Raw genomic sequence first — 25,961 nt, forward strand, 5'->3', positions numbered from 1 at the left:
CGGACGATGACCATCGGCCCCGCTGAAACTATCGACGCCTTCCATCGCGGCGCCTTTCATCTGGTGCAGCCGAAGGGCAGGGGCCATCGCGCCGGCATGGATGCGATGCTGCTGGCCGCCCTCGTTGCCGACGATCGCGCGATCAGGGTGGCCGATCTCGGCGCGGGCGCCGGTGCCGCCGGCCTTGCCGTCGCCTCGCGCCTTCCTAAGGCGCAAGTGGTGCTCTTCGAACGCTCTGCCGAGATGGCCGATTATGCCCGCCGCAGCATCCTGTTGCCGGAAAATGCCCATCTCGCCGCCCGCCTCAGTGTCGTCGAGGCCGATGTGACGCTGACCGCCAAGGCGCGCAACGATGCCGGCCTTGCCGATGAAAGCTTCCATCACGTGATCATGAACCCGCCCTTCAACGATGCCGGCGACCGGCGCACCCCCGATGCGCTGAAGGCCGAAGCCCATGCGATGACCGACGGCCTGTTCGAAAGCTGGATCCGCACGGCCGGCGCCATCATGATCCCGGGCGGGCAATTGTCGCTGATCGCCAGACCCCAATCGATAGCAGAGATCATCGATGCCTGCGGCCGGCGCTTTGGCGGCATCGAAGTGACGGCCATCCATCCGCGCCCCGGGGAAAATGCCGTCCGCATCCTGGTGACCGCCATCAAGGGCTCACGGGCGCGGCTGTCGCTGCGCGCGGCCCTCGTCATGCACGAAGAGGGAAGCCACAAATTCTCCCCTCTGGTCGACGATTTCAACAATGGCCGGGCGGCCTATCCCAGGCTTCGAACCCCTAGCCGGTGACGAAGTCGAAGAGCAGCTTGACGTTCAGCCCAGCGATCACGACCGCGATCACATAGGCGATGCCGCTCAGCCAGCGCGGCGCCACGAGTTCGCCCATCTTGGCCCGGCTGGCGGTGAACATCACCAGCGGGAAGACGGCGAAGGAAAGCTGCAGGCTGAGCACGACCTGCGTGAGGATCAGCAGTTCAGCCGTGCCCTGATTGCCGTACCAGATGGTGACGACCGCCGCCGGCACGATGGCGATAGCGCGGGTGATCAGCCGGCGCACCCAGGGTTTCAGCCGGATCTTGAGGAAGCCTTCCATGACGATCTGGCCGGCAAGCGTTGCCGTCACCGTCGAGTTGAGGCCGCAGCAGAGAAGCGCGATGCCGAAGAGCGTCGGGGCGATGGCGAGGCCAAGCAGCGGCGACAGCAGCGCATAGGCGTTGCCGAGCTCGACGACATCGGTCTTGCCATTGGCATTGAAGGCGGCGGCTGCAAGGATCAGGATCGAGGCATTGATCAGCAGCGCGAAACAGAGCGCGACGGTGGAGTCGATCGTCGCATAGGTCAGCGCCTCCTTCTTCTCAGGAATCGTGTGACCATAGGCCCGCGTCTGCACGATGCCGGAGTGCAGATAGAGATTGTGCGGCATGACGGTCGCACCGAGGATGCCGAGCGCCAGATAGAGCATTTCCGGGTTGGTGACGATCTCGGTCGTCGGGAAGAAGCCGGTGATGACGGCGCCCCATTGCGGATCGGCAAGAAAGATCTGCACGCCGAAGCAGAGCGCGATTACCCCAAGCAACGCGATGATGAAGGCTTCCACCCAGCGGAAGCCGAGTCTCTGCAGGAAGAGGATCAGAAAGACATCGAGGGCGGTGATGAGAACGCCGAGCTCAAGCGGAATGCCGAACAGCAGATTGAGACCGATTGCCGTGCCGATCACCTCGGCAATGTCGGTCGCGATGATGGCGATTTCCGCAAAGGCCCAGAGCGGCACTGAAACCCATTTGGGGAAGGCGTCGCGGCAGGCCTGTGCGAGGTCGCGGCCGGAGGCGATCGCCAGGCGCGCGCAGAGTGATTGCAGCACGATCGCCATCAGGTTGGAAAGCAGGGCGACGGTGAGCAGCGCATAGCCGAATTTCGAGCCGCCGGCGAGCGAGGTCGCCCAGTTGCCCGGGTCCATGTAGCCGACGGCGACCATGTAGCCCGGCCCGGCAAAGGCCGCCGCCCGGCGCCACATCGAGCTGTGACGCCCCGTTCCGACAGTGCGGTAGACATCCGACAGCGACGCCTCGCCGCGTTCGTGCCGCCAGCCGCTGTTTGCATTGGGATTGAGGGCGTCCATGCCATTTCCACCTGTTTATCGTCGGTGCACTATGACCGATTAGAATGATAATGCAAGTCATTCGCAACAAGAAAATCAATCCGGTGTTTTTCAGGAACGCGGCCATTGCGTTTGTCGTTCCAGCGCATACATGGATGCGATTGCGAAATGACGATCGTGCGACCCGAAGCGAAGGATGGGAAATGGCCGGATTCTTGAGAAAGCTGCTGCCGAAACGGTTCCGCAAGGAGGGCCTCACCATCCCCGTCGTCAGGCTGCAGGGCGCGATCATCAGCGGCGGCGGCCAGTTCCGCCCCACCCTCAATCTCGCCAATGTCGCCCCCGTCCTGGAAAAGGCCTTCGCCATGAAGGAGGCGCCGGCCGTTGCCATAACAATCAATTCGCCGGGCGGCTCGCCGGTCCAGTCCCGACTGATCTTCACCCGCATCCGCGAGCTCGCCCGCGAAAAGCAGAAGAAGGTGCTGGTCTTCGTCGAGGATGTCGCCGCTTCCGGCGGTTACATGATCGCGCTTGCCGGCGACGAGATCATCGCCGACGCCACCTCGATCGTCGGCTCGATCGGCGTCGTCTCCGGCGGTTTCGGCTTTCCCGAACTCCTGAAGAAGATCGGCGTCGAGCGCCGCGTCTATACGGCCGGCGAAAACAAGGTGATCCTTGATCCGTTCCAGCCGGAAAAGGAAAAGGATATCGAGTACCTCAAGAGCCTGCAGCTCGAAATCCACCAGGTCTTCATCGCAATGGTGCGCGAGCGCCGCGCCGGCAAGCTGACGGATGATGCGACGGTGTTTTCCGGCTTGTTCTGGAGCGGCACCCGCGGCCTCGAGCTTGGCCTCATCGATGGCCTCGGCGACATGCGCCAGGAATTGAAGCGGCGCTACGGCCAGAAGACCCGGCTGGAACTCGTCACCGCCGGCCGCGGCCTCTTCGGCCGCCGCATTCCCGGCGTATCGCCTGTTACACTCGAAGGCGCGGGGGCAGGTCTCGCAACAGGACTTGTCGAAGCGGCGGAAGAGAGAGCATTGTGGAGCCGCTTCGGGCTTTGAGAGGAGCAAGAGAGGGGCATGGCACAGCTTATCACGATCCTGGTCCTGGTGTTCTCAGCCTGGTGGCTCTACCGCCGCTTCGTGTCCGATGCCCGCAAGCTCGCCGAAAAATCGCGCCGCGCCGAAAAGGAACGCCAGACCGGCGCGATCGGCACGCTGGTCAAGGACCCCGTGACCGGGGAGTACCGGCTGAAGCGGGATGAGGAATAGATACAGCCTTGGATTTGCGTCATCCGGCTGCGGGTCCGCCGCGCAAACGTAGGTGGGCTGGGCACCCCCCTCTGTCCTGCCGGACATCTCCCCCACAAGGAGGGAGATCGGCTGGGCGTGACGGCTTCCCCAACCAACTGAGCATTGTGATTGTCGCTGCCGTTAGAGAGGGAGCGATGGTCAAGCCTCTTGCCAATCTCCACCCTTGTGGGGGAGATGTCCGGCAGGACAGAGGGGGGTGCCTAGCCCACCATCGCTGGATTGAGGTTAGGCGCAGTTAGGTTCCGCTTCCACATCGACGTTCGACCCCGACCGCCGCAAAACCCTTGACCCCTGCCGCCCTCCATGGCACCTGTCGCGCCGATAATTCCCAAGCCAGCGGTGCCATCCCATGTCAGCTCTCCCAGACCATATGAACCCGAAGCGCTCCTTTCAGGCGCTGATCCTGACCCTGCATAGCTACTGGGCGGATAAGGGTTGCGCGGTGCTGCAGCCCTACGACATGGAGGTCGGCGCCGGCACCTTCCACCCGGCAACGACCTTGCGCGCCCTCGGCCCCAAGCCGTGGAAAGCGGCTTACGTCCAGCCCTCCCGGCGCCCGTCGGATGGCCGCTATGGCGAAAACCCGAACCGGCTGCAGCATTATTACCAGTATCAGGTCATCCTGAAGCCGAATCCGCCCAATCTGCAGGAACTCTATCTCGGTTCGCTCGCGGCGATCGGCCTCGATCCGCTGCTGCACGACATCCGTTTCGTCGAGGACGATTGGGAAAGCCCGACGCTCGGTGCCTGGGGCCTCGGCTGGGAATGCTGGTGCGACGGCATGGAAGTCTCGCAATTCACCTATTTCCAGCAGGTCTGCGGCATCGAATGCGCGCCGGTCGCGGGCGAACTGACCTACGGCCTCGAGCGCCTTGCCATGTATGTCCAGGGCGTCGACAATGTCTACGACCTCAATTTCAATGGCCGCGAAGGCGACGAGAAGATCAGCTATGGCGACGTCTTCCTGCAGGCCGAGCAGGAATATTCGCGTCACAATTTCGAATTCGCCAATACCGAAATGCTGCATCGCCATTTCGTCGATGCCGAGAAGGAATGCCGGGCGCTGCTCGATGCCGGCGCGCCGGGCCAAAGCGACAATCAGCGCCTGCACAAATGCGTCTTCCCGGCCTATGACCAGTGCATCAAGGCCAGCCACGTCTTCAACCTGCTCGACGCACGCGGCGTCATCTCGGTCACCGAGCGCCAGAGCTACATCCTGCGGGTGCGCACGCTCGCCAAGGCCTGCGGCGAAGCCTTCCTGCTGACCGACGCCGGCGGCGTCAACCTGTCGAAAGAGGCGGCATGACGCAAAAGCCTGCCGGCCGTATCGTCCATATCAACGGCTGGCCAGGCACCGGGAAGCTGACCATCGGCCGCTTGCTGGCGAAAAGAATCGGCGCGCGGCTTATCGACAATCACACGCTGCTTAATCCAGCCGAAGCGCTTTTCGCCCGCAGCAACCCTCTGCATCTATCTCTGCGTGAGCAGATTCGGCGAGCTTTTTTCGACCATGCCGTGCGCGCTGATCCGGCTGAAAGTTTCGTCTTTACCGATGCTCTTGCCGATGACGAGCATGATAGTGCGATGTTCTCCTGGTATCGCGATCTTGCTGCCGCCAGAGGCGCGGATCTGGTCGCGGTTCTCCTCGATTGCGCGCCGGAGGAGAATGCCAGGCGCCTCATCTCTCCCGGCCGATCCGAGGCGCTCAAGCTGACGGATACGGTGAAGCTGCAACAGCTCCGGGCAAACTATAAACTGTTGCGCGGACTGGCTGAACACACGGTCGAAATTGATACGACGGACCTTTCGCCCGAGCAGACGGCGGCTCGAATTCTCACGCATATCGGTGTTTGACGACAGCCGAGGATGCCGGCGGCCTCACTGACGAGCGAGGCGGCGTAAGCACTCTCGAAAATTTCCGTCGCTCCAAGGCCAGACTTCTTTTGTATTGCGCAAACCATCACTACGTTGTCAGCTGTTGCGACAATGCAAGCTTCGGTATCTCTTTTGAAGAACGATTTTCTTTACTTTAAATTTTCAGATGAGAATTCCGCCGCCAGGATGTTGCGTCTTTTAGCATGGCTCAGCTTATGCTCGATGCTGGGCCTGCTGACCTCGTGCAGCGATTTTGACAAGGAGTTCACCGTCCGGTCGGCAAACAGTACGGTTGAAGTCTACACCGACGGCACTGCCTTTGTGTCGGAGCACTTCGACATCGCGGTAAAATTGGCGATGAATTACGGCGGCGTCTACGTCGATATCCCTCAACGCTTCGTGGATGCTGCGGGTGGTGTTCACTGGCGAGATTTCCAATTGGCCGCAGCCCGGCGCGACGGACTCGACGAATATTATTCCCGGGAAAATAATGTGCCCGGCTATTCGATCTACATAGGAGCGGAGCACTGCAAAGACTGCTCTGCAGATCTGCCCACCGGTCTTACAAAGATCCAGATCGCTTACTGGCTCGGACGCCTGGTTCGTCAGGAAGGCGACCGCGAGGTTCTCTTCCTGCCGGCCTATATGGGCCGCGTGCACGGCCAGGGCGCGAAAAAAACGCTTACTCTGAAGCTGCCGCCGGGCGGAACGTTGCGCCCTTCGCAACAGGACCGGGCGGCGGCCTATGACGTCACGCGCAGCGCACCGAATGAGCTCTTGGTGTCTATTCCAGCAGGCAAAGGGGATCGAGTCCTGCCTGATATCGAGATCGAATATCCCGCAGGGACCTTTGTGACCGTCACGAGCGGCAAGCGGATACAGTGGTGGCTTTCCGACCACTTTCTCCCCTTCATAAGCATTTTAGGGCCGCTGATCGTCGGTCTGGTCGCTATCCTCAAATTTCGACCGTACTGGCTTGTGCCTGCACCATCGATAACTGCCGACACCAAAATAACGCAAAGCATATCCCCCGCTCTGGCAGCCTATCTGTTCCGGAATTGGAAGGCAGACGCGGGAAAGGCGGCTTTCATGGCGTCTGTCTGCCATCTCGCGGTCAAGCGAACGCTTCGCATTTCCAGCCTGGGTGAGGATGCCGAGGCCTCGGACTTATTGGCGAAGCAAGACCGAAGGAAGAGCAAGGCGGGTCGCGCCAAATGGTATGATCTTCCGGCTGCGACGCGCTTGGTATTCAAGGGCATTGCAAAGGAACCGTCGGCCGGCGATCGGCGCAGAGTTAAAAATGCCCGGCCTGATGTGAGGGATGAATTGCACAGAACAGTCACTGAGGAATATCAGAAGATCAGAGGCAAAGATCGCTGCAGCCTGGCGGCTGCAGCATCGATTTTGGCTCTCGGCATTGCCGTCGCTTCCTTATCGGGCCTTTTGATCTTTTCCGCCGCCATCTCAGGGTTATTGTTCGTTGTTTTTCTAGTTGTAACCATGTTCCGCCATCCTGAGCGGTTTCCCGTGGCGACCGGCACCGCCGAGCAGTTCAAACAGGCGCTTGGTTTGATGGTGGGTCTTCCGGTGATGGTGATCGTCGCACTTGTCTATATCGGTACGACTGAGGTGATCAGCGAACAGTGGCCATTTTTGATGGCGATCTTGCTGCACATTGCCGGCATTATCGCCGTTTTGGCGATGTCGCGCATGCCAACGTCGAAGCAGCGGCGGATCCGCAACAACATCCTTAGTTTGAATCGTTATTTTCACGGCGAGATAGATGGTCCGGCAATGTCGGTCGAATGCTACGAGCACTATCTTCCTTTCGCTGTTGCCCTGAACGCCGAGCAACGCTGGACCGAGCGGTTCAATCTTTGGCGAGAAAGCGAAAAGATGGAGGCCTATGCTCCGGATTGGCGGAGCAGTTCTTAGAGAAACAGTGATGTAAAGGTCTGATTGAAATCGGCCGGAGAACGACCGCACCACGATGACTTTGTTACGCCGAATCACTAACGTGTGATCATCAAATCGGGGAGCCCATCTGCATGTATGTGATACTCGCGCTTATCGCTGTCATCGCGCTTTACATCGTCTTCATTTATAACGGCCTGGTTCGCTCTCGGCAGATGGCGGAGGAAGCCTGGTCGGGCATCGATGTGCAGTTGAAGCGCCGCGCCGATCTGATTCCGAACCTGATCGAGACAGTCAAGGGTTATGCCGCCCATGAAAAATCGACGCTCGAGGAGGTGGTTGCGCTGCGCAACAAGGCGCAGGCCGTGCCATCGGGCGATGTCGCCGGCAGGGCGCAGGCGGAAGGGCTGCTCGGCCAGGCGCTCGGCCGGGTAATCGCGCTCGCCGAAGCCTATCCCGATCTCAAGGCCAACCAGAATTTCGCCGAGCTGCAGGCGTCGCTTGAAACCATGGAAGGTGAGCTGCAGATGGCGCGGCGTTATTACAATGGCGCGGCCCGTGACCTCAACGTCAAGGTCGAAAGCTTCCCCTCCAATCTTGTTGCCGGCCAGTTCGGTTTTGCCAAGCGCGAGTATTTCGAAATCACCAACGAGGCCGATCGCGCCGTCCCCAGCGTCAAATTCTGACGATCCGCCATTTTGCCTTTGCGAGAAAGCGGTTAAGAGCAAAGGCAGATGGCGACGCGATTTAGCTTCGCTCATGGACGGAAGACATAGCATGACACGCACAGCCAAACTCACGATCATCCCGCCGGGCCGGCCGCTTTCGGGCCGCGCGATGCCACCTGGTTCGAAGTCGATCACCAATCGCGCCCTGCTGCTCGCCGGTCTTGCCAGGGGCACGAGCAGGCTGACCGGCGCGCTGAAGAGCGACGATACGCGCTATATGGCCGATGCGCTGCGCGCCATGGGTGTTACGATCGACGAGCCCGACGACACCACCTTCGTTGTCACCGGCAGCGGCAGGCTCACGCCGCCGAAGGCGCCGCTATTCCTCGGCAATGCCGGTACGGCCACGCGCTTCCTGACGGCTGCTGCGGCTCTCGTCGACGGCACCGTCATCGTCGATGGCGACGAGCACATGCGCAAGCGCCCGATCGGTCCGCTGGTCGAAGCGATGCGCAAGCTCGGCATCGATGCGAGCGCCGACACCGGCTGCCCGCCGGTCACCGTCAGAGGCACCGGCCGCTTTGAGGCCGATCGAATCCTGATCGATGGTGGGCTGTCCAGCCAATATGTTTCGGCGCTGCTGATGATGGCGGCCGGCGGGGACCGTCCGGTCGACATCGAACTTGTCGGCGAGGATATCGGCGCGCTTGGCTATATCGATCTCACCACCGCGGCGATGAAGGCCTTCGGCGCCAAGGTCGAAAAGACCAGCCCCGTCACCTGGCGCGTCGAGCCGACCGGCTATCGCGCCGCCGATTTCGTCATCGAGCCGGATGCATCCGCCGCGACCTATCTCTGGGCGGCCGAAGTGCTGAGCGATGGCAGGATCGATCTCGGCGTGCCGAACGATGCCTTCACCCAGCCGGATGCCAAGGCCTACGAGACGATCGCCAAATTTCCGCATCTGCCGGCCGAGATCGACGGCTCGCAGATGCAGGATGCCGTTCCGACCATCGCCGTGCTGGCCGCCTTCAACGAGACGCCGGTCCGCTTCGTCGGCATCGCCAATCTGCGCGTCAAGGAATGCGACCGCATCCGCGCCCTGTCCACCGGACTCAACAACATCCGCGAAGGTCTGGCGGTCGAGGAGGGGGACGATCTGATCGTCCACTCCGATCCTGCTCTCGCCGGTCAGACGTTGCCGGCCGAGATCGACACCTTTGCCGACCACCGCATCGCGATGAGCTTCGCACTTGCGGGCCTCAAGATCGACGGCATCACCATTCTCGACCCCGATTGCGTCGGCAAGACCTTCCCCGCCTATTGGCGGACGCTTGCCGCGCTTGGCGTGACCTATCGGGATAAGGATTGAAGCAAGGCGCAGCCGGGGCAGCCGGCGGGGAGACAGGGATGGGGCGTCGGTTTTTCGGTTTTTGCTTGGCGCTGCTCCTGATGGTCGCCGCCCCGGCGGCCTTTGCAGCCGAGGTGATCGACAGTTTCGCCTCCGAGATCGCGCTCGAAAAGAGCGGCGTGATGGCGGTGACGGAAACCATCACCGTCAATGCCGAGGGTAACCGGATCAACCACGGCATCTTCCGGGATTTCCCGCTCTATTTCACCGACGCCGGCGGCCGTCGCCGCAGCGTCGATTTCGACATGGTCTCGGTCACGCGCGATGGCGCGAACGAGCCCTGGCACACGGAATCGATATCCGGCGGTATCCGCATTTATGCCGGCTCCGCCGAGGTGACGGTGACGCCGGGCCGTCATCGCTACGTCTTCACATACCGGACCAACCGCCAGATCCGCTACTTCGACGATCACGACGAACTCTACTGGAACGTCACCGGCAATGGCTGGATCTTTCCGATCCGGTCAGTCACCGCAACCGTGAACCTGCCGCCTGATGTTCGCGCGACCGAGACGACCTTCTTTACCGGCCCGCAGGGCGCCAGGGGAAAGGATGCCCGTGTCAGCGAAAGCGGCGCCGGCATCGTCTTTTCCACCACCGCGCCTCTTGGCCCCAAAGAAGGCCTGACCTTTGCGATCCGCATGCCGAAGGGCTCGATCGATCCGCCGGGCGCGGACATGGAAAGCACCTGGTGGCTGAAGGACAACCGCAATTATTTCATCGGCTTCGGCGGCCTGATCCTGGTTTTTGCCTACTACCTCAGATCCTGGCTGAAGGTCGGCCGCGACCCCGCCCGAGGCGTCGTCGTGCCGCGCTGGGATGCGCCAGACGGCATCTCGCCGGCGCTGGTCAACTATATCGACAATAAGGGCTTCTCCGGCGGCGGCTGGACGGCGCTTGCCGCAACCGCGCTCAATCTTGCGGTGCGCGGCTATGTCAAGCTCGACGACCTCAAGGATTCGATCATCATCCGCGGCACCGGCAAACCGCTCGGCAAGGAGAAATTTCAGGCTGGCGAGGCCGAGCTCCTGAAAGTCGCCGGCGGCGAAGGCCGGACGCTGACGATCGATGAGGCGAATGGTGAGCGGGTTAAAACGATCGGCCAGTCCTTCCGTTCGGCGATCGAGAGGGAGCATCGCGGCAAATATTATAATTCCAACATCGGCTACACCACCGGCGGCGTTGCGCTGAGCGCCGCCGCCCTGGTGGCGTTGTTCGTCTTCGGCTCACTGGAGCCGGATACGATCGCGCTGATGCTGATCCCGATTGGCATCTCCGTCTTTATTGCCGTCTTCATCGCCGGTTTGGTCAAGTCGCTGCACCAGGGCAGATCGCTGTTCGCCAAGGTCATGGCCGTCATCGCCGCAGCGGTCGGCGTTTTTGTCGGCATCGGCATTCTTTCCATTATCGTCCTGACGCTTGCCTCGTCGCTGGTGGAATTGCACGAGACGCCGATGCTCTTTGCCGTCGGCGGCATCGTGCTGCTCAATGTCCTCTATTTCTTCATCATGGGCGCGCCGACCCCACTCGGCGCCAGAATGATGGACGGCATTGACGGCCTGCGACAATATCTGACGCTGGCCGAGAAGGATCGCATGAATATGGCCGGCGCCCCACAAATGTCGCCGCAGCATTTCGAGACGCTGCTGCCCTATGCGGTGGCGCTCGGCGTCGAAAAGCCCTGGTCGCGCACCTTCGAGACCTGGCTTGCGGCCGCTGCCGCCGGCGCGGCCGCAGCCTATGCGCCCTCCTGGTATTCCGGCGATTTCAACAGCGGCAGCTTCTCCGATCGCGTCGGCGGCTTCTCCTCGTCGATGGCCTCCACCATCGCGTCGACGATACCCTCGCCGCCGCCATCGAGTTCATCCTCCGGTTTTTCCGGCGGCGGCTCCTCCGGCGGCGGTGGAGGCGGCGGCGGAGGCGGGGGCTGGTAAGCTTTCCCGCTTGACCTTTCGGCCCTCGGCCCTTAACCGCCTGACGGAACAGGAAAGGGATCGCGCATGAAGGTTCTGTTGATCGGATCGGGCGGACGCGAGCACGCGCTCGCCTGGAAGCTGGCGCAATCGCCGTTGATGAGCGAATTCTACGCCGCCCCCGGCAATCCCGGCATTGGCGAACATGCGATCCTCGCGCCCTTGAATGTCGAGGATCACGAAGCGGTCGCCTCTTTCTGCAAGGACAAGGCGATCGACTTCGTCGTCGTCGGGCCCGAGGCGCCGCTCGTCGCCGGCCTCGCCGACCGGCTGCGCGCCGACGGCCTGGCAGTCTTCGGGCCCTCCGCCGGTGCCGCCCAGCTCGAGGGCTCCAAGGGCTTCACCAAGGATATTTGCGCCCGCTACGGCATCCCCACCGGCGCTTACCAGCGCTTCAACAACGCGCCGAAAGCCAAAGCCTATATTCGCGCCCAGGGCGCTCCGATCGTCGTCAAGGCCGACGGGCTGGCCGCCGGCAAGGGCGTGACTGTTGCGATGACGCTCGACGAAGCGCTCGATGCCGTCGACGACTGCTTCGAGGGCGCTTTTGGCGCCGCTGGCGCCGAAGTTGTCGTCGAAGCCTATCTCGATGGCGAGGAAGCGAGCTTCTTCTGTCTCTGCGATGGAAAACATGCGCTGCCGCTGGCGACCGCCCAGGATCACAAGCGGGTGGGCGAGGGCGATACCGGCGTCAATACCGGCGGCATGGGCGCCTATTCGCCGGCGCCTGTGATGACGGCCGAGATGGTCGAGCGGACGATGAAGGAGATCATCAAGCCGACGATACGCGGCATGGCCGAGAGCGGCCATCCCTTCTCCGGCGTATTTTTCGCCGGCCTGATGATCACGAAGAAGGGGCCGGAGCTCATCGAATACAATGTCCGCTTCGGCGATCCCGAATGCCAGGTGCTGATGATGCGATTGAAAAGCGATCTCCTGCCCTTGCTGCTTGCCACCGCCAACGGCACGCTCGATCAGGTGGAGGCCGAATGGAGCGACGATCCGGCGCTGACGGTGGTCATGGCTTCGAAGGGCTATCCCGGCACCTATGAGAAGAACACGCCGATCGAATTCCTGCCGGAGGCAGGCGAGGGCGAGAAGGTGTTTCATGCCGGCACGGGCATGAAGGACGGCGTGCTGGTCGCAACCGGCGGCCGCGTGCTCAACGTCACGGCATCGGGCGGCACGGTTGCCGAGGCGAAGGGCCGCGCCTATGCCCTGCTGGATAGGGTTCGATGGGAAAACGGCTTCTGCCGGCGCGACATCGGCTGGCGCGCGATCGAGCGCGAAAAAGCCTCGCGCGACGCATAAATCGTCGCGTTCCTTAAATTTTTATCCTTTCCCCTGACGGGATGGAAACGAAGCTGCGCTATACCGCTGTCGTAGTGAGACGGAGGTGCGTTGATGCGTCAGATTTTCCTCGGTGCGGCAGTCCTGCTGATGGCAGGCTCGGCGATGGCCTCCTCGATCGAGGTGATCGGCAAAACGGCAGGGCGTGCCGAAGGCAGCATCGTCACTGAACGCTGCACTGCTTGCCCGCCGCTACAGGCCGAGCAAAGCCGCAAGGACTATACGGTGCCGGAACTGAAACCCGGCGTCCTCCAGGCGAGCGAAGTTCGCGACGTCGGCGGCGAAACGAAGATCTTCCGCACCGAAGCCTGGATGGGCGGTTCGCCCGTCGTCTTTGTCAGCAAGGCAACGCCGGAAGCCTTGGCTGCCGCCGAACCTTCGATCTCGCCCGCGCCAGGCATCGACATGAACGCAATGACTGCAGCCGTCATTGGCGGCGATGCCCGGCCGGTTGCCGCCGGCATGGTTGAGCAGCCGCCGGCTCCCGATGTTTCCGAATTCAAGCTGCGTTTCTAAAAAACCACGGCATCAGAGGGCTGTGTGCCCCTAAGCCAATTTGAGCCGCTGCGACAGTTCCCTGCCCCTGCCCGATCAAAGTTTCGATCGCTTGGGGTTCCACTGCGGTGGAGCGGATGCACCCTCGAAGAGAAGCGGGGGTGCATTCCTGCTTTGAGGACCCGGCAGATCCGCAGAGCCAAAACGAGCGATATTCGACTATGAGGTGAAACTCACCGATTGTCTTAGTAACTCAGCCCCCTGATTTTTAGGGAAATTCGCGTCAGTTCGAATAAAATTAAAGCTTTCTTATTGAGTCACCTTCAATTCTTATTCGCCGGTCGCAGCATGTTGTTTAGCAGCGGTAGACGCGTCCTTCTCAGATGCGCTCGCACAGGCGGTAGAAGACCGCACCGGAATGTATTCGCTCATTCCCTTTGCGAGGAATCATGAAAAATCTAAAGATATCGAAGCAGCTCATATTGCTGATCGTCGGCTTGATGGCGGCCTTTGCGATCGCCACGTCCCTGCAGATCCGCTCCTCGGTCGATGCGATTTACAAGGAGCGTTACGACATGCTCCGTGCCGAGGTTCAGTCGGCGATCTCGGTTCTCAAGCTTTACCAGGCCAAGGTCACCGCAGGCGAAATGACGCTGGAGGATGCCCAGAAGCAGGCTTACGCCACCGTCAACGGCATGAAATACGATCCTGACGGCTATTTCTTCGGCTATAGCTACGATGTCCAGATGATGTTTCACTACGATGCCTCGAAGGTCGGACAGAACCTGAAGGGGCAGCCGGACAGCAAGGGCAAGCTCTATCGTGAAGAGCTGGTCAAGCTCGGTCGGCAGGGTGGCGGTCTCGTTGAATTTTATTCCACCAGCAAGCCGGGCCAGCCGGCCGGCGATTATCGCAAGACGGCCTATGGCCAGGCCTTCGACCCCTGGAAGGTTGTCGTTGTCACCGGCGTCTATATGGATGATCTCGATGCCCAGATTAACGGTACGATCCTGACCGCGCTCTCCGGCAGCATCGTTCTCTTCGTCCTTGCCATGGCGGCTGCCTACGTCGTCATTCGCGGCATTTCTGGCCCTCTCAACAATGTCCATGCCGCCCTGAAGGCGGTCTCCGAAGAGGACGTTTCCATCGCCATCCCGCATACCGGCATGAACAATGAGGTCGGCATGATGGCGAAGGCGACGCTGTCGCTGCAGGAAAAGATCCGCGAACGCCATCAGATGTCCGATCGCGAGGCGGCCCAGCAGCTGGCGCTGGAAAGCGAGCGCGAAAACAACCTGCGCCAGCAACAGGACGAGGCCGCCCTCCAGGCCCGCGTCGTGGCGACGATCGGCCAGGCGCTGGAACTGATCGCCCGCGGCGACCTGACGGTCCGCTGCGCCGATCTCGGCCAGAAATACGCCGCCCTTCGCGACAACTTCAACGATGCGCTGTCGCATCTTGAGGCTGCCATGGCCAAGGTCAGCGCCAAGGGCAGTGATATCGGCATCAGCAAGGAAGAGATCCGCCGCGCCTCCAACGAGTTGTCGCAGCGCACCGAGCGCCAGGCCGCAAGCCTGGAGGAAACATCCGCCGCCCTCGATGAGCTCACGGTTGCCGTCCGCCAGACGGCCGATGGCGCCCATGAGGCGAGCAAGCGCGTGCATGCCGTCAGTGCCGAGACCACCCACAGCGATGCGATCGTCAGCCAGGCGATCGAGGCGATGAGCGGCATCGAGAAATCGTCTTCGGAGATATCAAAGATCATTGGCGTCATCGACGAGATCGCCTTCCAGACCAACCTCCTGGCTTTGAACGCCGGCGTCGAGGCTGCCCGTGCCGGCGAATCCGGCAAGGGTTTTGCCGTCGTCGCCCAGGAGGTGCGCGAACTTGCCCAGCGCTCCGCCGCCGCGGCAAAGGAGATCAAGGACCAGATCGCCCGCTCCTCCAGCCAGGTCGAACACGGCGTCCGTCTGGTCGGCGAGGCAGGCGAGGCGCTGAAGCGCATCTCCGACCAGATCAAGGCCGCCAACGAGATCGTCGCCAAGATCGCCCACAGCGCCTCCGAGCAGGACACGACGCTGCGCTCAATCTCCTCGTCGGTGAACCAGCTCGACGCCGCCACCCAGCAGAACGCCGCCATGGCCGAAGAGACCACTGCATCGGCCGAGACGCTCGCCAGCGACACCGACGAATTGATCGATCTCATCCGCGGCTTCCGGGTCGGCAATGCCGGCGCTGCTCCCGTTGCACATCAGGGTCGCCGCGCGGCCTAAACGGCGCGGAGGCAACAAGCTTTTTTATCACGAAATTCTTAGCGGCCGTCGGTTCTCCGGCGGCCGTGTCATTTGGAGGCCTATCGTGCGATGCGCTCGATCAGCCGCTCGATCTCCCGATCGGAAAACACTTCGATGCCGGCCGCTTTCAGTGCTGCCGCCGTGACGCCGCTGCCGGCCTGCCGGCGGCCGGAAAACGTGCCGTCATAGATGAACCCAGACCCGCAGGACGGGCTGCCGTCGATGAGCAGCGCAAAGCGGCAACCGGTCTGGCGTGCGAGCGCCACGGCATTTCCGGCCGCCTGCTGGAACTCTTCCGTCACATCGCCGCCCGTCAGCTCTATAACCCGAGCCGTGCCGGCCAGAACCTCTTCGCCGGTCGCTCCATCCGCGATCTCCGCCGGCGGCCGCGGCACCGGCATGCCCGCGGATATCTCCGGACAGATCGTCACCAACCGCCCTTCGGCCCGCCATCTCTCGATCGCCGGGTGAAGCAACGGCTTCGCCCGCCCGTCATAACGGACGGCGTGCCCCACGAGGCAGGCGCTGACGAGAATCTTGTTTTGCATGGCTGCTTGAGTAACCGCATTGGGGCGGTGATGCTAGGGTTGGATCATCGATGTATGGTGACCGACCAAAACAAACCGCACAAGCAGAGTGCTTGGCATGGATGCTCGGGTCAAGGCAGGTCAAGGCCGAGCATGACGGAGAGATGGGCGGCACTGTTGGCAAGAAAGGACGTCTGCATCTTTCCCATGAAAAGCTGGCTGCGCTCTGGGAAACTGAATTCGAAGTCGCTGATCGTATTGCGTCTGCGGCGCCGCATTTGGCGCAGTGCTCACTCCCCACTCCGTCATCCTCGGGCTTGACCCGAGGATCCATGCGGCAAGCACAGCGTTCGCGTTAGCACTGGCGAGAGCACCCAGCTCAAAATCCGCTCACCCCGAAATCTTCGAGAAATCAGCCACCGTTCCCGTTGCCTCGCGGATCAACCGCAGCAGGGCAAGACGGTTGGCGCGGATCGCGGCATCCTCGTCGTTGACGAGCACCTCTTCGAAGAAGCGGTCGACCGGGCCGCGCAGCTTGGAAAGCGCCTCCATCGCCGAGCGGAAATCCTCCGCGGCAACGGCGTTCGCCGCATCCTCCGAGGCACTCGTTATGGCGGCGAACAGCTCCTTCTCGGCATCGAGCCTGAAGAGCGCCGGCGAAACGCCGTCGGCGATGACGGTGCCCTTCTTCTCCTCGGCGGCGAGCAGCTGCGTGGCGCGCTTGGTGCCGGCAAGCAGGTTCTCGCCGTCCTCCGAGGTGATGAAAGCCGTCAGCGCTTCGACGCGGCGCGCCACCATCAACAGGTCGTCGGCTTCAGGCGTCAGCACGGCATCGATCAGATCGTGCCGGGCGCCCTGATCGCGCAGATAGACTTTGAGACGATCATGAAAGAAGGAGAGCAGATCACCATCCTTGGTCGTCGCCAACAGCGGCAGGCGGATCCGTCGCTCGAGCAGAATGCGGACGACGCCGAGGGCTGCTCGCCGCAGGGCGAAGGGATCCTTCGAGCCCGTCGGCTTTTCGTCGATCGCCCAGAAGCCCGTCAGCGTGTCGAGCTTGTCGGCCAGCGCCAGCGTGATCGCCACCTTGTCGTCCGGCACGCGGTCTGAGGGGCCTTGCGGCTTGTAATGGTCCTCGATCGCCGCGGCGACGGAGGCGTTCTCGCCCTGCAGCACCGCATATTTGCGGCCCATCAAGCCCTGCAGTTCCGGAAACTCGCCAACGGCTTCGGTGCGCAGATCCGCCTTGGCGAGCACGGCGGCGCGATCGACGAGAGCCGCGTCGGCGCCGATAATTTTCGCGAGCTCCGATGCCCGCGCGCGAATGCGGGCGACGCGCGCGCCTTGTGTGCCAAGCTTGGCATGGAACGTCACCTCGAGCGCGTCGAGCTTGGCCATGCGCTGGTCGAGCGGCTTCATCAGGTCGAGGCCGAATTTTGCCGCAGATGCTTTCAGCGTATCGAGATCGGGCATATCGCCCTGGTCGCGCTTCCAGAAATGCAGGGCATCCGAAAGCCGGGCGCGCACCACCTTGCCGTTGCCGTGGACGATTTCCTTGCCGCCGTCGCTCGCCTGGATGTTGGAGACGAGAACGAACCTGTTCGACAGCGTCTCTTCACCCTGCCTGCGGGTTACGAAACACTTCTGGTTGGTCTTGATCGTCAGCCGGATGATCTCCGAGGGGATGGAGAGATAATCCTCCTCGAAGCTGCCCATGAGCACCTGCGGCCATTCGACGAGGCCGGAGACTTCCTCCAGCAGGCCTTCGTCTTCCACCAGTTCGAGCCCGTTGGCAAAAGCGATGTCGCGCGCGTCATGCAGGATGATGTCCTTGCGCCGCTCGGCGTCGAGGATGACTTTCGCCTTTTCCAGGCTCGCCACGTAATCGTCGAAACGCCGGACGGTGATTCCCTCGGGCGCGTGGAAGCGATGGCCGTAGGTGATGTTGGAGGCGGTGATGCCGTCGATTTCAAACGGGATGACGGTGGTTTCCTCATGCTCCGGGCCAAAGGTGCAGACGATCGACTGCAGCGGCCGCACCCAGCGCATTGCGCCGGGCTTGGAGGAAGCCTTGCCCCAGCGCATCGATTTCGGCCAGGGGAAATCGCGGATGATGCCGGGCATCACTTCGGCGACGATCTCTTCCGTCGCGCGGCCGGGTTTGGAAATCACAGCGACGTAGAAATCGCCCTTCTTTGGGTCGCTCACCACCTGGGCCTCGGAGACGGACGAAAGGCCGGCGCCGCGAAGAAAGCCCTCGATCGCCTTCTCGTTGGCGTCGGTCCGCGGCCCCTTGCGCTCCTCGCGCACATCGGCCGAGCGCGCCGTCAGGCCGTGAATGTCGAGCGCCAGCCGTCGTGGCGTCCAGTATTCGCGCGCGCCTTCATAGGACAGGCCGGCTTCGACGAGCGCATCGGTGACGAGCTTCTTCAGGTCGCCCGCAGCCTTGCGCTGCATGCGGGCCGGAATCTCTTCGGAGCGAAGTTCGAGAAGAAGGTTTGGCATGTCACTCTTTTCCTTGCGCCCGCGGGCAGGGCGATCCAAAAACGTTGCTTCTGCTATCAAAGAATGCCGCATCTGCACAACCGCAAAAACGGAAGAGAGCAATGGGGTAGTGGGCAACGGTTGGCGTTGTGCCGTGTAGCCCCAACCCGTCAACTTCCGCTGTGGAAACCCCAGTCGGGCATTGCCTTGCCGCTTTTCGCCGCTATGGTCCCGCAACTTTCGTCGACATAGGGAATCCCATGGCCGCAGACCTCCGTTTTCTCGCAGCCCGCATCTCTTCCGAAATCAATGCCCGGCCCGACCAGGCCAAGGCCGCCATCGAGCTGCTCGACGAGGGGGCCACCGTGCCCTTTATCGCCCGCTACCGCAAAGAAGTGACGGGCGGGCTCGATGACACGCAGCTGCGCGATCTCGCCGAGCGGCTGGTGTACCTGCGCGAGCTCGAGGCCCGGCGCGACACGATCGTCGAATCGATCACCGGCCAGGGCAAGATGACTGAGGAGCTGATGGCCAAGGTCGCGGGTGCCGCAACCAAGGCGGAGCTCGAGGATCTCTATCTGCCCTATAAGCCGAAGCGGCGTACCCGCGCCGAAATCGCCCGGGAACGCGGCCTCGGCCCGCTTGCCGAGGCGATCCTTGCCGATCGCGGCCGGGAGCCAGCGGTGCTCGCTGAAGGCTTCGTCACGGCTGATGTGCCCGACGTGAAGACGGCGCTTGAAGGCGCGCGTGATATCATCGCCGAAGCCATTGCCGAAAATGCCGACCTGCTCGGCAAGTTGCGCGCCCATATGCGCCAGGCTTCGCTGCTGAAAGCCAAAGTCGTCGACGGCAAGCAGGCGACGGGTGAGAAGTTTTCCGACTATTTCGATCACTCGGAACGCTGGGCGACCGCGCCCGGCCACCGGGCGCTTGCCATGCTGCGCGGCTGGAACGAGGAGGTGCTGACGCTGACGATCGAGGCTGATGCCGAGACCGCCTCGCCGAATAAGCCGGTCGAACGGATGATCGCCGCTGCCTACGAGATCGGCACGAGTCGCCCCGGCGACCGCTGGCTGATGGAGGTCGCCAGCTGGACTTGGCGGGTTAAGCTTTCCATGTCGCTGTCGCTCGATCTGATGCGCGAGCTGCGCGAAAGGGCCGAAGAGGAAGCGATCCATGTCTTCGCCCGCAATCTCAAGGACCTGCTGTTGGCCGCACCCGCCGGCTCGCGCGCAACGATGGGGCTCGATCCCGGCATTCGCACCGGCGTCAAGGTCGCTGTCGTCGACGGCACCGGTAAGGTGGTGGCGACATCGACCGTCTATCCCTTCCAGCCGAAGAACGACGTGCGCGGCGCCCAGATCGAACTCGCCTCGCTGATCCGCAAGCACAATGTCGAGCTGATCTCGATCGGCAACGGCACCGGCAGCCGCGAAACGGAAAAGCTGGTCGCCGACATGCTTGCCGAGCTGCCGGCCCCAAAGCCGACCAAGGTCATCGTTTCGGAAGCGGGCGCCTCGGTCTATTCCGCCTCCGCGACCGGTGCGGCGGAGTTTCCCGATCTCGACGTATCGCTGCGCGGCGCCGTCTCCATCGCGCGCCGCCTGCAGGATCCGCTCGCCGAACTCGTCAAGATCGAGCCGAAATCGATCGGCGTCGGCCAGTATCAGCACGATGTCGATCAGCAGAAGCTGTCGCGTTCGCTCGATGCCGTCGTCGAAGACGCGGTGAACGCCGTCGGCGTCGATTTGAACACCGCTTCGGCGCCATTGCTCGCCCGCGTCTCCGGCCTCGGCCCGTCGATCGCAGAGGCCATCGTCCGCCACCGCGACAGCGAGGGCCGCTTCGAGACGCGCCGTGATCTGCTGAAGGTCGCAAGACTCGGCGGCCGCACCTTCGAGCAATGCGCCGGCTTCCTGCGTATCCCGAACGGCAAGGAGCCGCTCGATGCCTCCTCCGTCCACCCGGAGGCCTACGGCGTCGCTAAGAAGATCGTCGCCGCCTGCGGCCGCGACCTGCGCGCCCTGATGGGCGACAGCGCCGTCTTGAAATCGGTCGATCCGCGCCAGTTCATCGATGAGAAATTCGGCCTGCCAACGGTCAAGGATATTATCGCTGAGCTGGAAAAGCCCGGCCGCGACCCGCGTCCGAGTTTCAAGACCGCGACCTTCGCCGAGGGCGTCAATGAAATTTCCGACCTCAAGCCCGGCATGGTGCTGGAAGGCACGGTCACCAATGTCGCCGCCTTCGGCGCCTTCGTCGATATCGGCGTGCACCAGGACGGTCTGGTGCATGTGTCGCAGCTCGCCGATCGTTTCGTCAAGGACCCGCATGAGGTGGTCAAGGCGGGCGATGTCGTCAAGGTGCGGGTGGTGGAAGTCGATGCCAAGCGCAAGCGCATCGGCCTTTCGATGCGCCGCGACGATGGTTCTTCTGCGTCTCAGCCGAGGGGTGATTCCCGCGCAAGTCAGGGCGCCCGGCCGCAGAATGAGCGCCGGCCCGCAGCTCCGAAAGCGGAGGGCCAGGGTGCTTTCGGCGCTGCACTCGCTGAAGCCATGAAGCGAAAATAAGGATTTAGCCGGGATTCTGGCAAAAATGCCACAGTTTGGCAGCGTTCTGCGCTGACTGCTAAATCCGGCGCTTGTAAGGCGAGTGAGAGCTATTAAGTTGATGTGACCATCCTGTCACATTTGCGAGGCGTCCATGGCGTCGGCTTTCTTATCGATCGTCCAGCAAATCATCCGCAAGGGTTCGTTGAAGCTTACCCTTGCCAACGGCGAGACCCACGTGATCGGCGACGGCACCGGCGATATGGTGGTCGCCCGGCTTGCCGATCAGGAGGCTGAAGACGCCATCCGGCGCGACCCGACGATGAAGCTCGGCGAGATGTACATGCAGGGCCGGTTCATTCTCGAACAGGGCAACATCTATGATTTCCTGTCGCTGGTGAAGCAGAACACCACCAATGAGATCTTCGATTTCAAGATGGCTGCACTGCTCGTCGGCCGCATTGCCTGGCAGCAATTGAAGAGCCGCGTGCCGGTCAATCGCAACAAACGCAACGTCGCCCACCATTACGATCTCTCGGCCAAGCTCTTCGATCTATTTCTGGATGAGGACTGGCAATATTCATGTGCCTATTTTAACCCGGCGGACATCAGTCTCGACGAGGCGCAACTCGCCAAGAAACGCCATATCGCAGCCAAGCTGCTGCTTAAGCCCAACCAGCGCATCCTGGAAATCGGCTCCGGCTGGGGCGGCATGGGCATGTATCTGGCGGAGGCGACGGAGGGAGCCGATTTCACCGGTATAACTCTGAGCGAAGAGCAGCTGAAGGTCTCCCGCGCACGCGCCGAAAAACGCGGTCTGTCCGAGCGTGTTCGTTTCGAGCTGCAGGACTATCGCACCATGAACGGCCGGAAGTTCGACCGCATCGTCTCGGTCGGCATGTTCGAGCATGTCGGCATCGGCAACTACGGCAATTTCTTCCGCAAGGTCTCGGACCTGCTCGACCACAATGGCGTCATGGTGCTGCATTCGATCGGCCGTCCGAAGCCGAGTTTCGGCACCAATGCCTTCATCGAGAAGTATATTTTTCCTGGCGGCTACATCCCTTCCGTCGGCGAGGTGCTGCCGCCGCTCGAGAAGGCCGGGCTGCTGGTCAAGGATGTCGAAATCCTGCCGATGCATTACGCCTATACGCTGCGCCACTGGCGCGAGCGTTTCGTGGCGCGCAAGGCCGAGGCGGTGGCCCTTTACGATGAACAGTTCTTCCGCATGTGGGAATTCTATCTCGCCGGTTCCGAAATGGGCTTCCGCTGGGATGAGCTGTTCATCCTGCAGATCCAGATCGCCAAGAACCAGTTCGCCGTTCCCGACAACCGCAACTACATCGCCGAGAATGAAGCCAAGCTGAAGGAATTCGAGGCGCGGCGGGCGCCGCTGGAAAAGGTGACGTTCTGAACCGCCGCAGCATTTGGAATGAAAGGGAATGCGGATGAGCAGTGCGTTTCCCGAAATATATCTGGTTCGACACGGTGAAACCGAATGGAGCCTGTCCGGGCGCCATACCGGGCGCAGCGATATTTCCTTGACGGCGAATGGTGAGACTGCGGCTCGAAAACTTGCCGAGCGGCTGGCCGGCCTTTCCTTTTCCGCCGTCTGGTCGAGCCCGTCGACGCGAGCCCGCAACACCTGCGCGCTCGCCGGCTTCGGAGCGGGCGCTCTGATCCGCGACGATCTCGCCGAATGGGATTATGGCGCATATGAAGGCGTCACGACAAAGGCGATCCTGGCGGAACGTCCCGGCTGGCAGCTCTTTCGCGACGGCTGCCCGAACGGCGAAACGGCTGCCGATGTCGGTGCCCGCGCCGATGCCGTCATCCATGCGCTTCGCCAAGCGGCAGCGCCCATCCTGATCTTTTCCAGCTCGCATTTCCTGCGCGTGCTGGCCGCCCGCTGGCTCGGCCTGCCACCGCAAGGCGGTGCGCACTTCGTGCTCGATACAGCCAGCATCAGCGTGCTCGGCTATGAGCACGACCTGGCCGAGCCGGTCATCCGCCGCTGGAACCAGAGATAGGGCAAATTCCATAGCTGGCGTCGGCCCGTGCGGCCCCCTCATCCGACCCTTTCGGGCCACCTTCTCCCCGCTGGGGAGAAGGGGACGTGTCGCGAGGTCTCAATCCCCTCTTCCCCCAAGCGGGAGAAGGTGCCCGTAGGGCGGATGAGGGGGCCGCACGGCATGAGTTTCATGAGTTTCACTGTGGTTAACATTGGGGTAACGACATCAGGATAAGTCTAGCGGCCGCCGCTCTCCGCGGCTTTGTTTTTGCGTTTCCTGGAGTGCGGACGTGTCTCATCGATCACTCGTATCGATTTCTTTTCTTATTGCTTTTTCATCCGTTGGTTCGGCCACCGCGCAGGAAAGCGGCCAGCATTTCTGGTCCGGCGACTGGTATCTGAGCGTTGGTGTCGCCGGCTTTTCTGCGCCGAAATTCGAGGGTTCACGGCGTTATGAATTTCGGTTCAGCCCGCTGATTTCGGCCGGCCGGCAGGGCTCGGCTCCACGCTTTTCCTCGCGCAACGACAATCCGTCCTTGGCCCTCATGGATAATGGCACCTTCCGCGCCGGCATCGTCGGCAAATTCGTGCCTTCGCGCGATGAGGGCGACGGTCACGAGCTGAAGGGCATGAAGAAGGTCAAATGGGGAGCGGAAGCCGGTGGCTTCGTCGAAGTTTATCCGACCGATTTCCTGCGCGCCCGCGCCGAAGTTCGCCAGGGCATCCGCTCGCATGACGGCGTCGTTGCCGATCTCGCCGTTGATGCCTTCACCGATATCGCCCCCAACCTGCAACTGTCAGGCGGTCCGCGCGCGACATTCGCCACCAGCGGCTATTATGACGCTTATTACGGCGTCAACGCCAAACAGGCGGCGGCGAGCGGGCTTGATCAATACAAGCCGTCGTCGGGCATCCAGTCCTATGGCGCCGGTGCGGCTCTGACATGGAAGGCGACGGAAAACCTGTCGGCCAGCTCTTTCCTCGAATATAAGCGACTGGCGGGTCCGGCGGCCGACAGCAGTCTCGTGCGGCAGCGCGGCTCGAAGAACCAGGTGCTCATCGGTGTCTCGGCGACCTACAGGTTCAATTTCTCTCTGCAGTGATCAAATCATGTCCCGGAAGTGTGCCGCGGTTCCGGGCGTCATGCATCACAAAGAGCCAAAGCGCATTACAGGAATCAGATTTGATGCGACACGCTTCTGGCGCCGTCGCGATCGCTTCTTGACCGGATCGCCAGCCCGCCGCTAGATGGATGGCATGCAAGATACCGGCGAGTTCAACGATCGCGTCTCCGACGCACCTTCCGATAACTGGGTTTACCGGACCCTGCCGCCATGGCTCTGGCCTTATGCGCAGCTTGCACGCTGGGATCGCCCGATCGGCTGGGAGCTCTTGATGTGGCCGTGCTTCTGGTCGGCCACGCTCGCCTCCAACGCGGCGATCGGCCAAGGGCTCTATTCCGGCAGCCTGCTGGTGTCCCACCTTTTCCTCTATTTTATCGGTGCCGTCGCCATGCGCGGCGCCGGCTGCACCTATAACGATCTCGTCGATCACGAGATCGACATGGAAGTGGCGCGCACCCGTTCGCGTCCGCTGCCCTCCGGCCGCGTCACCCGCGGACGCGCGAAGATCTTCATCGGCATTCAGGCGCTGGTCGGCCTCTTCGTGCTCTTGCAGTTCAACTGGTTCACCGTCTTTCTCGGCCTGCTTTCGCTCGGCATCGTGGCACTTTATCCCTATGCCAAGCGCTTCACCGACTGGCCGCAATTTTATCTCGGCCTTGCCTTTTCCTGGGGCGCGCTGATGGGCTGGGCCGGCATTCTGGGCGGCCTCTCCTTTGCCGCCCTCCTGCTTTATGCCGCCTCCATCGCCTGGACGATTGGTTACGACACGATCTATGCGCATCAGGACAAGGAGGATGACGAGCTGATCGGCGTGCGCTCCACCGCGCGTCTCTTCGGCGATAACACGAGGCAATGGCTGATCGGCCTTTATGGGCTGACGCTGGTGCTGATGTTTGCGGCCTTCGCGCTCGCCGGCGCCAATCTGATCGCCTTTCTGGCATTGTTCGGCGCGGCCGGCATGTTCGCCTGGCAGATCATCCGCCTTGATATCAACGATCCCGCCCAATGCCTGGCGCTCTTCAAGTCGAACAACCGCGTCGGCCTGACCATATTCGCCGGGCTGTTCTTTTCGCTGCTCTTTGCCATTCCCTGAATGGAATGGTTCGTGAAACGATAAACCCGGCACGAGGGCCGGGTTTCGCTTCTTCCAGATCTTCCTGCCGAGATGGCACAGTCGCGATTTCGGTCAGTTGCGGGCAATGATTTCCTTGCCTTCGATCTTCATGGCGACCCCCAGCTGCCCAGTGGTGCGACGCACGAGGAAGCGCGGACGGCGATTGGCGAAGTAGGAATGACGGCGACGCGGCTTGAGGTCACTGGTGCGCAGCGCCCCGATATGGTCTTCGAGCGGCCGGGCGACGCCATCTGCCTCGACCATCAGCATCGGAATGCGGAAGGCCTCCGACCAGCTGCGCCAGTCGGCGGCGATGTCGCTGAGATCGTGGGCGACGAGCAGCGGAATGCAGAGTTCCGGATCCGCATGGTGAAGTTCGAGCGTGACGGTGACCTCGCCGTCGCCATGGTCGATCGCGCGGGCGGCGACACCCTTGAAGACGCGCCTCGGCAGGGCAATCGAGAGCGGCAGACCGCTGGAGGGAAGGACTTTCCGCAGCACTGCGCCGCGTTCGTCTATCGTGATGCTGACATCATCCGAACAATCATGGATGGCGTAGCTGATTTGCTGCGGGAAGCGGGACGGATCGAGACGCAGCGTCGTGCCAGCCCAAACGGGCTTCAAAACGGGATTGTTCATTTCATTCTACCCTTGTCTTACCTGAGAGCCGGTTTGCGGTCTTCTCCTCGGGACTTTTCGTCCTCTATGGCCGACAATAGGCGGCCCCCCTTCCGTACTGCTTAAAAATT

Annotated in this window: 22 protein-coding genes and 1 pseudogene; 18 read left to right on the forward strand and 5 right to left on the reverse strand. The window is 62.0% G+C overall.

Annotation, left to right across the window (positions count from 1 at the left end):
• Positions 1–6: 6 nt before the first annotated feature.
• Positions 7–798, forward strand: coding sequence for a tRNA1(Val) (adenine(37)-N6)-methyltransferase (locus tag ACQ7C1_RS02045; RefSeq protein WP_430957118.1), 792 nt, complete (start codon positions 7–9; stop codon positions 796–798).
• On the opposite strand, the gene ACQ7C1_RS02050 is transcribed toward ACQ7C1_RS02045, so the two are convergent.
• Entirely contained in the window at positions 788–2,128 is a 1,341-nt protein-coding gene (locus tag ACQ7C1_RS02050) for an Nramp family divalent metal transporter (RefSeq protein ID WP_430957119.1), read from the reverse strand. The two genes, ACQ7C1_RS02045 and ACQ7C1_RS02050, sit on opposite strands and share 11 nt — an antisense overlap.
• 182 nt (positions 2,129–2,310) lie before the next feature.
• Between ACQ7C1_RS02050 and ACQ7C1_RS02055 the strand changes: the two genes are divergently transcribed.
• From ACQ7C1_RS02055 to ACQ7C1_RS02105, 11 genes are all read left to right on the forward strand, one after another.
• Positions 2,311–3,171: a S49 family peptidase gene (locus tag ACQ7C1_RS02055; protein ID WP_221138976.1), complete on the forward strand. Its 861-nt coding sequence runs from the start codon at positions 2,311–2,313 to the stop codon at positions 3,169–3,171.
• An 18-nt stretch (positions 3,172–3,189) separates the two neighbouring features.
• Positions 3,190–3,381: a hypothetical protein gene (locus ACQ7C1_RS02060; protein WP_003584596.1), complete on the forward strand. Its 192-nt coding sequence runs from the start codon at positions 3,190–3,192 to the stop codon at positions 3,379–3,381.
• Between the two features lie 391 nt (positions 3,382–3,772).
• A complete protein-coding gene (locus tag ACQ7C1_RS02065) occupies positions 3,773–4,729 on the forward strand; it encodes a glycine--tRNA ligase subunit alpha (RefSeq protein ID WP_064694016.1) in 957 nt (318 codons plus the stop codon).
• Positions 4,726–5,277, forward strand: coding sequence for an AAA family ATPase (locus ACQ7C1_RS02070; RefSeq protein WP_430957120.1), 552 nt, complete (start codon positions 4,726–4,728; stop codon positions 5,275–5,277). The genes ACQ7C1_RS02065 and ACQ7C1_RS02070 overlap by 4 nt, the downstream gene beginning before the upstream one ends.
• 207 nt (positions 5,278–5,484) lie before the next feature.
• Positions 5,485–7,233, forward strand: coding sequence for a DUF2207 family protein (locus tag ACQ7C1_RS02075; RefSeq protein WP_430957246.1), 1,749 nt, complete (start codon positions 5,485–5,487; stop codon positions 7,231–7,233).
• A gap of 113 nt (positions 7,234–7,346) precedes the next feature.
• Positions 7,347–7,898 carry a LemA family protein gene (locus ACQ7C1_RS02080; RefSeq protein ID WP_430957121.1) on the forward strand — a complete coding sequence of 184 codons (552 nt, stop codon included), beginning with the start codon at positions 7,347–7,349 and terminating at the stop codon, positions 7,896–7,898.
• 91 nt (positions 7,899–7,989) lie between these two features.
• Positions 7,990–9,252: a 3-phosphoshikimate 1-carboxyvinyltransferase gene (gene aroA, locus ACQ7C1_RS02085; RefSeq protein WP_430957122.1), complete on the forward strand. Its 1,263-nt coding sequence runs from the start codon at positions 7,990–7,992 to the stop codon at positions 9,250–9,252.
• Positions 9,253–9,290: 38 nt separating this feature from the next.
• Positions 9,291–11,225 (forward strand): DUF2207 domain-containing protein, encoded by a 1,935-nt coding sequence (locus ACQ7C1_RS02090; protein WP_430957123.1) that lies wholly within the window; start codon positions 9,291–9,293, stop codon positions 11,223–11,225.
• Positions 11,226–11,291: 66 nt separating this feature from the next.
• A complete protein-coding gene (gene purD / locus ACQ7C1_RS02095; protein ID WP_430957124.1) occupies positions 11,292–12,575 on the forward strand; it encodes a phosphoribosylamine--glycine ligase in 1,284 nt (427 codons plus the stop codon).
• Between the two features lie 93 nt (positions 12,576–12,668).
• Complete coding sequence (locus ACQ7C1_RS02100) at positions 12,669–13,130, forward strand: plant virulence effector HPE1-like domain-containing protein (RefSeq protein ID WP_430957125.1); 462 nt, start codon at positions 12,669–12,671, stop codon at positions 13,128–13,130.
• 428 nt (positions 13,131–13,558) lie between these two features.
• Positions 13,559–15,382, forward strand: coding sequence for a methyl-accepting chemotaxis protein (locus ACQ7C1_RS02105; protein WP_430957126.1), 1,824 nt, complete (start codon positions 13,559–13,561; stop codon positions 15,380–15,382).
• A gap of 80 nt (positions 15,383–15,462) precedes the next feature.
• On the opposite strand, the gene ACQ7C1_RS02110 is transcribed toward ACQ7C1_RS02105, so the two are convergent.
• The 3 genes from ACQ7C1_RS02110 to glyS all read right to left on the reverse strand — a co-directional run bounded on the left by ACQ7C1_RS02110 (position 15,463) and on the right by glyS (position 18,435).
• Complete coding sequence (locus ACQ7C1_RS02110; protein ID WP_085777161.1) at positions 15,463–15,951, reverse strand: DUF523 domain-containing protein; 489 nt, start codon at positions 15,949–15,951, stop codon at positions 15,463–15,465.
• Positions 15,952–16,061: 110 nt separating this feature from the next.
• Positions 16,062–16,208 (reverse strand): hypothetical protein, encoded by a 147-nt coding sequence (locus ACQ7C1_RS02115; protein WP_157131373.1) that lies wholly within the window; start codon positions 16,206–16,208, stop codon positions 16,062–16,064.
• Between the two features lie 112 nt (positions 16,209–16,320).
• Complete coding sequence (glyS, locus tag ACQ7C1_RS02120) at positions 16,321–18,435, reverse strand: glycine--tRNA ligase subunit beta (protein WP_430957127.1); 2,115 nt, start codon at positions 18,433–18,435, stop codon at positions 16,321–16,323.
• Between the two features lie 239 nt (positions 18,436–18,674).
• On the opposite strand from glyS, the gene ACQ7C1_RS02125 reads away from it, so the two are divergent.
• The 6 genes and pseudogenes from ACQ7C1_RS02125 (at position 18,675) to ubiA (ending at position 25,191) form a co-directional block, all read left to right on the forward strand.
• The gene (locus ACQ7C1_RS02125) at positions 18,675–20,984 is read left to right on the forward strand and encodes a Tex family protein (RefSeq protein ID WP_430957129.1); all 2,310 of its coding nucleotides are present in this window, start codon (positions 18,675–18,677) and stop codon (positions 20,982–20,984) included.
• A gap of 133 nt (positions 20,985–21,117) precedes the next feature.
• A complete protein-coding gene (locus ACQ7C1_RS02130; RefSeq protein ID WP_430957130.1) occupies positions 21,118–22,377 on the forward strand; it encodes a class I SAM-dependent methyltransferase in 1,260 nt (419 codons plus the stop codon).
• A 34-nt stretch (positions 22,378–22,411) separates the two neighbouring features.
• On the forward strand, positions 22,412–22,993 hold the full coding sequence (locus tag ACQ7C1_RS02135) for a histidine phosphatase family protein (protein ID WP_430957131.1): 582 nt from the start codon (positions 22,412–22,414) through the stop codon (positions 22,991–22,993).
• 14 nt (positions 22,994–23,007) lie between these two features.
• Positions 23,008–23,148 (forward strand): annotated as a pseudogene (locus ACQ7C1_RS02140) (endonuclease domain-containing protein); the annotation flags it as partial.
• Between the two features lie 116 nt (positions 23,149–23,264).
• A complete protein-coding gene (locus tag ACQ7C1_RS02145) occupies positions 23,265–24,077 on the forward strand; it encodes a MipA/OmpV family protein (RefSeq protein ID WP_430957132.1) in 813 nt (270 codons plus the stop codon).
• 154 nt (positions 24,078–24,231) lie between these two features.
• Positions 24,232–25,191: a 4-hydroxybenzoate octaprenyltransferase gene (gene ubiA, locus ACQ7C1_RS02150; RefSeq protein WP_430957133.1), complete on the forward strand. Its 960-nt coding sequence runs from the start codon at positions 24,232–24,234 to the stop codon at positions 25,189–25,191.
• A gap of 93 nt (positions 25,192–25,284) precedes the next feature.
• On the opposite strand, the gene ACQ7C1_RS02155 is transcribed toward ubiA, so the two are convergent.
• On the reverse strand, positions 25,285–25,851 hold the full coding sequence (locus tag ACQ7C1_RS02155) for a DUF6101 family protein (RefSeq protein WP_085777167.1): 567 nt from the start codon (positions 25,849–25,851) through the stop codon (positions 25,285–25,287).
• Positions 25,852–25,961: the final 110 nt, after the last annotated feature.

The organism is Rhizobium sp. Nf11,1 (genome assembly GCF_050587665.1).
Taxonomy (GTDB): Bacteria; Pseudomonadota; Alphaproteobacteria; order Rhizobiales; family Rhizobiaceae; genus Rhizobium.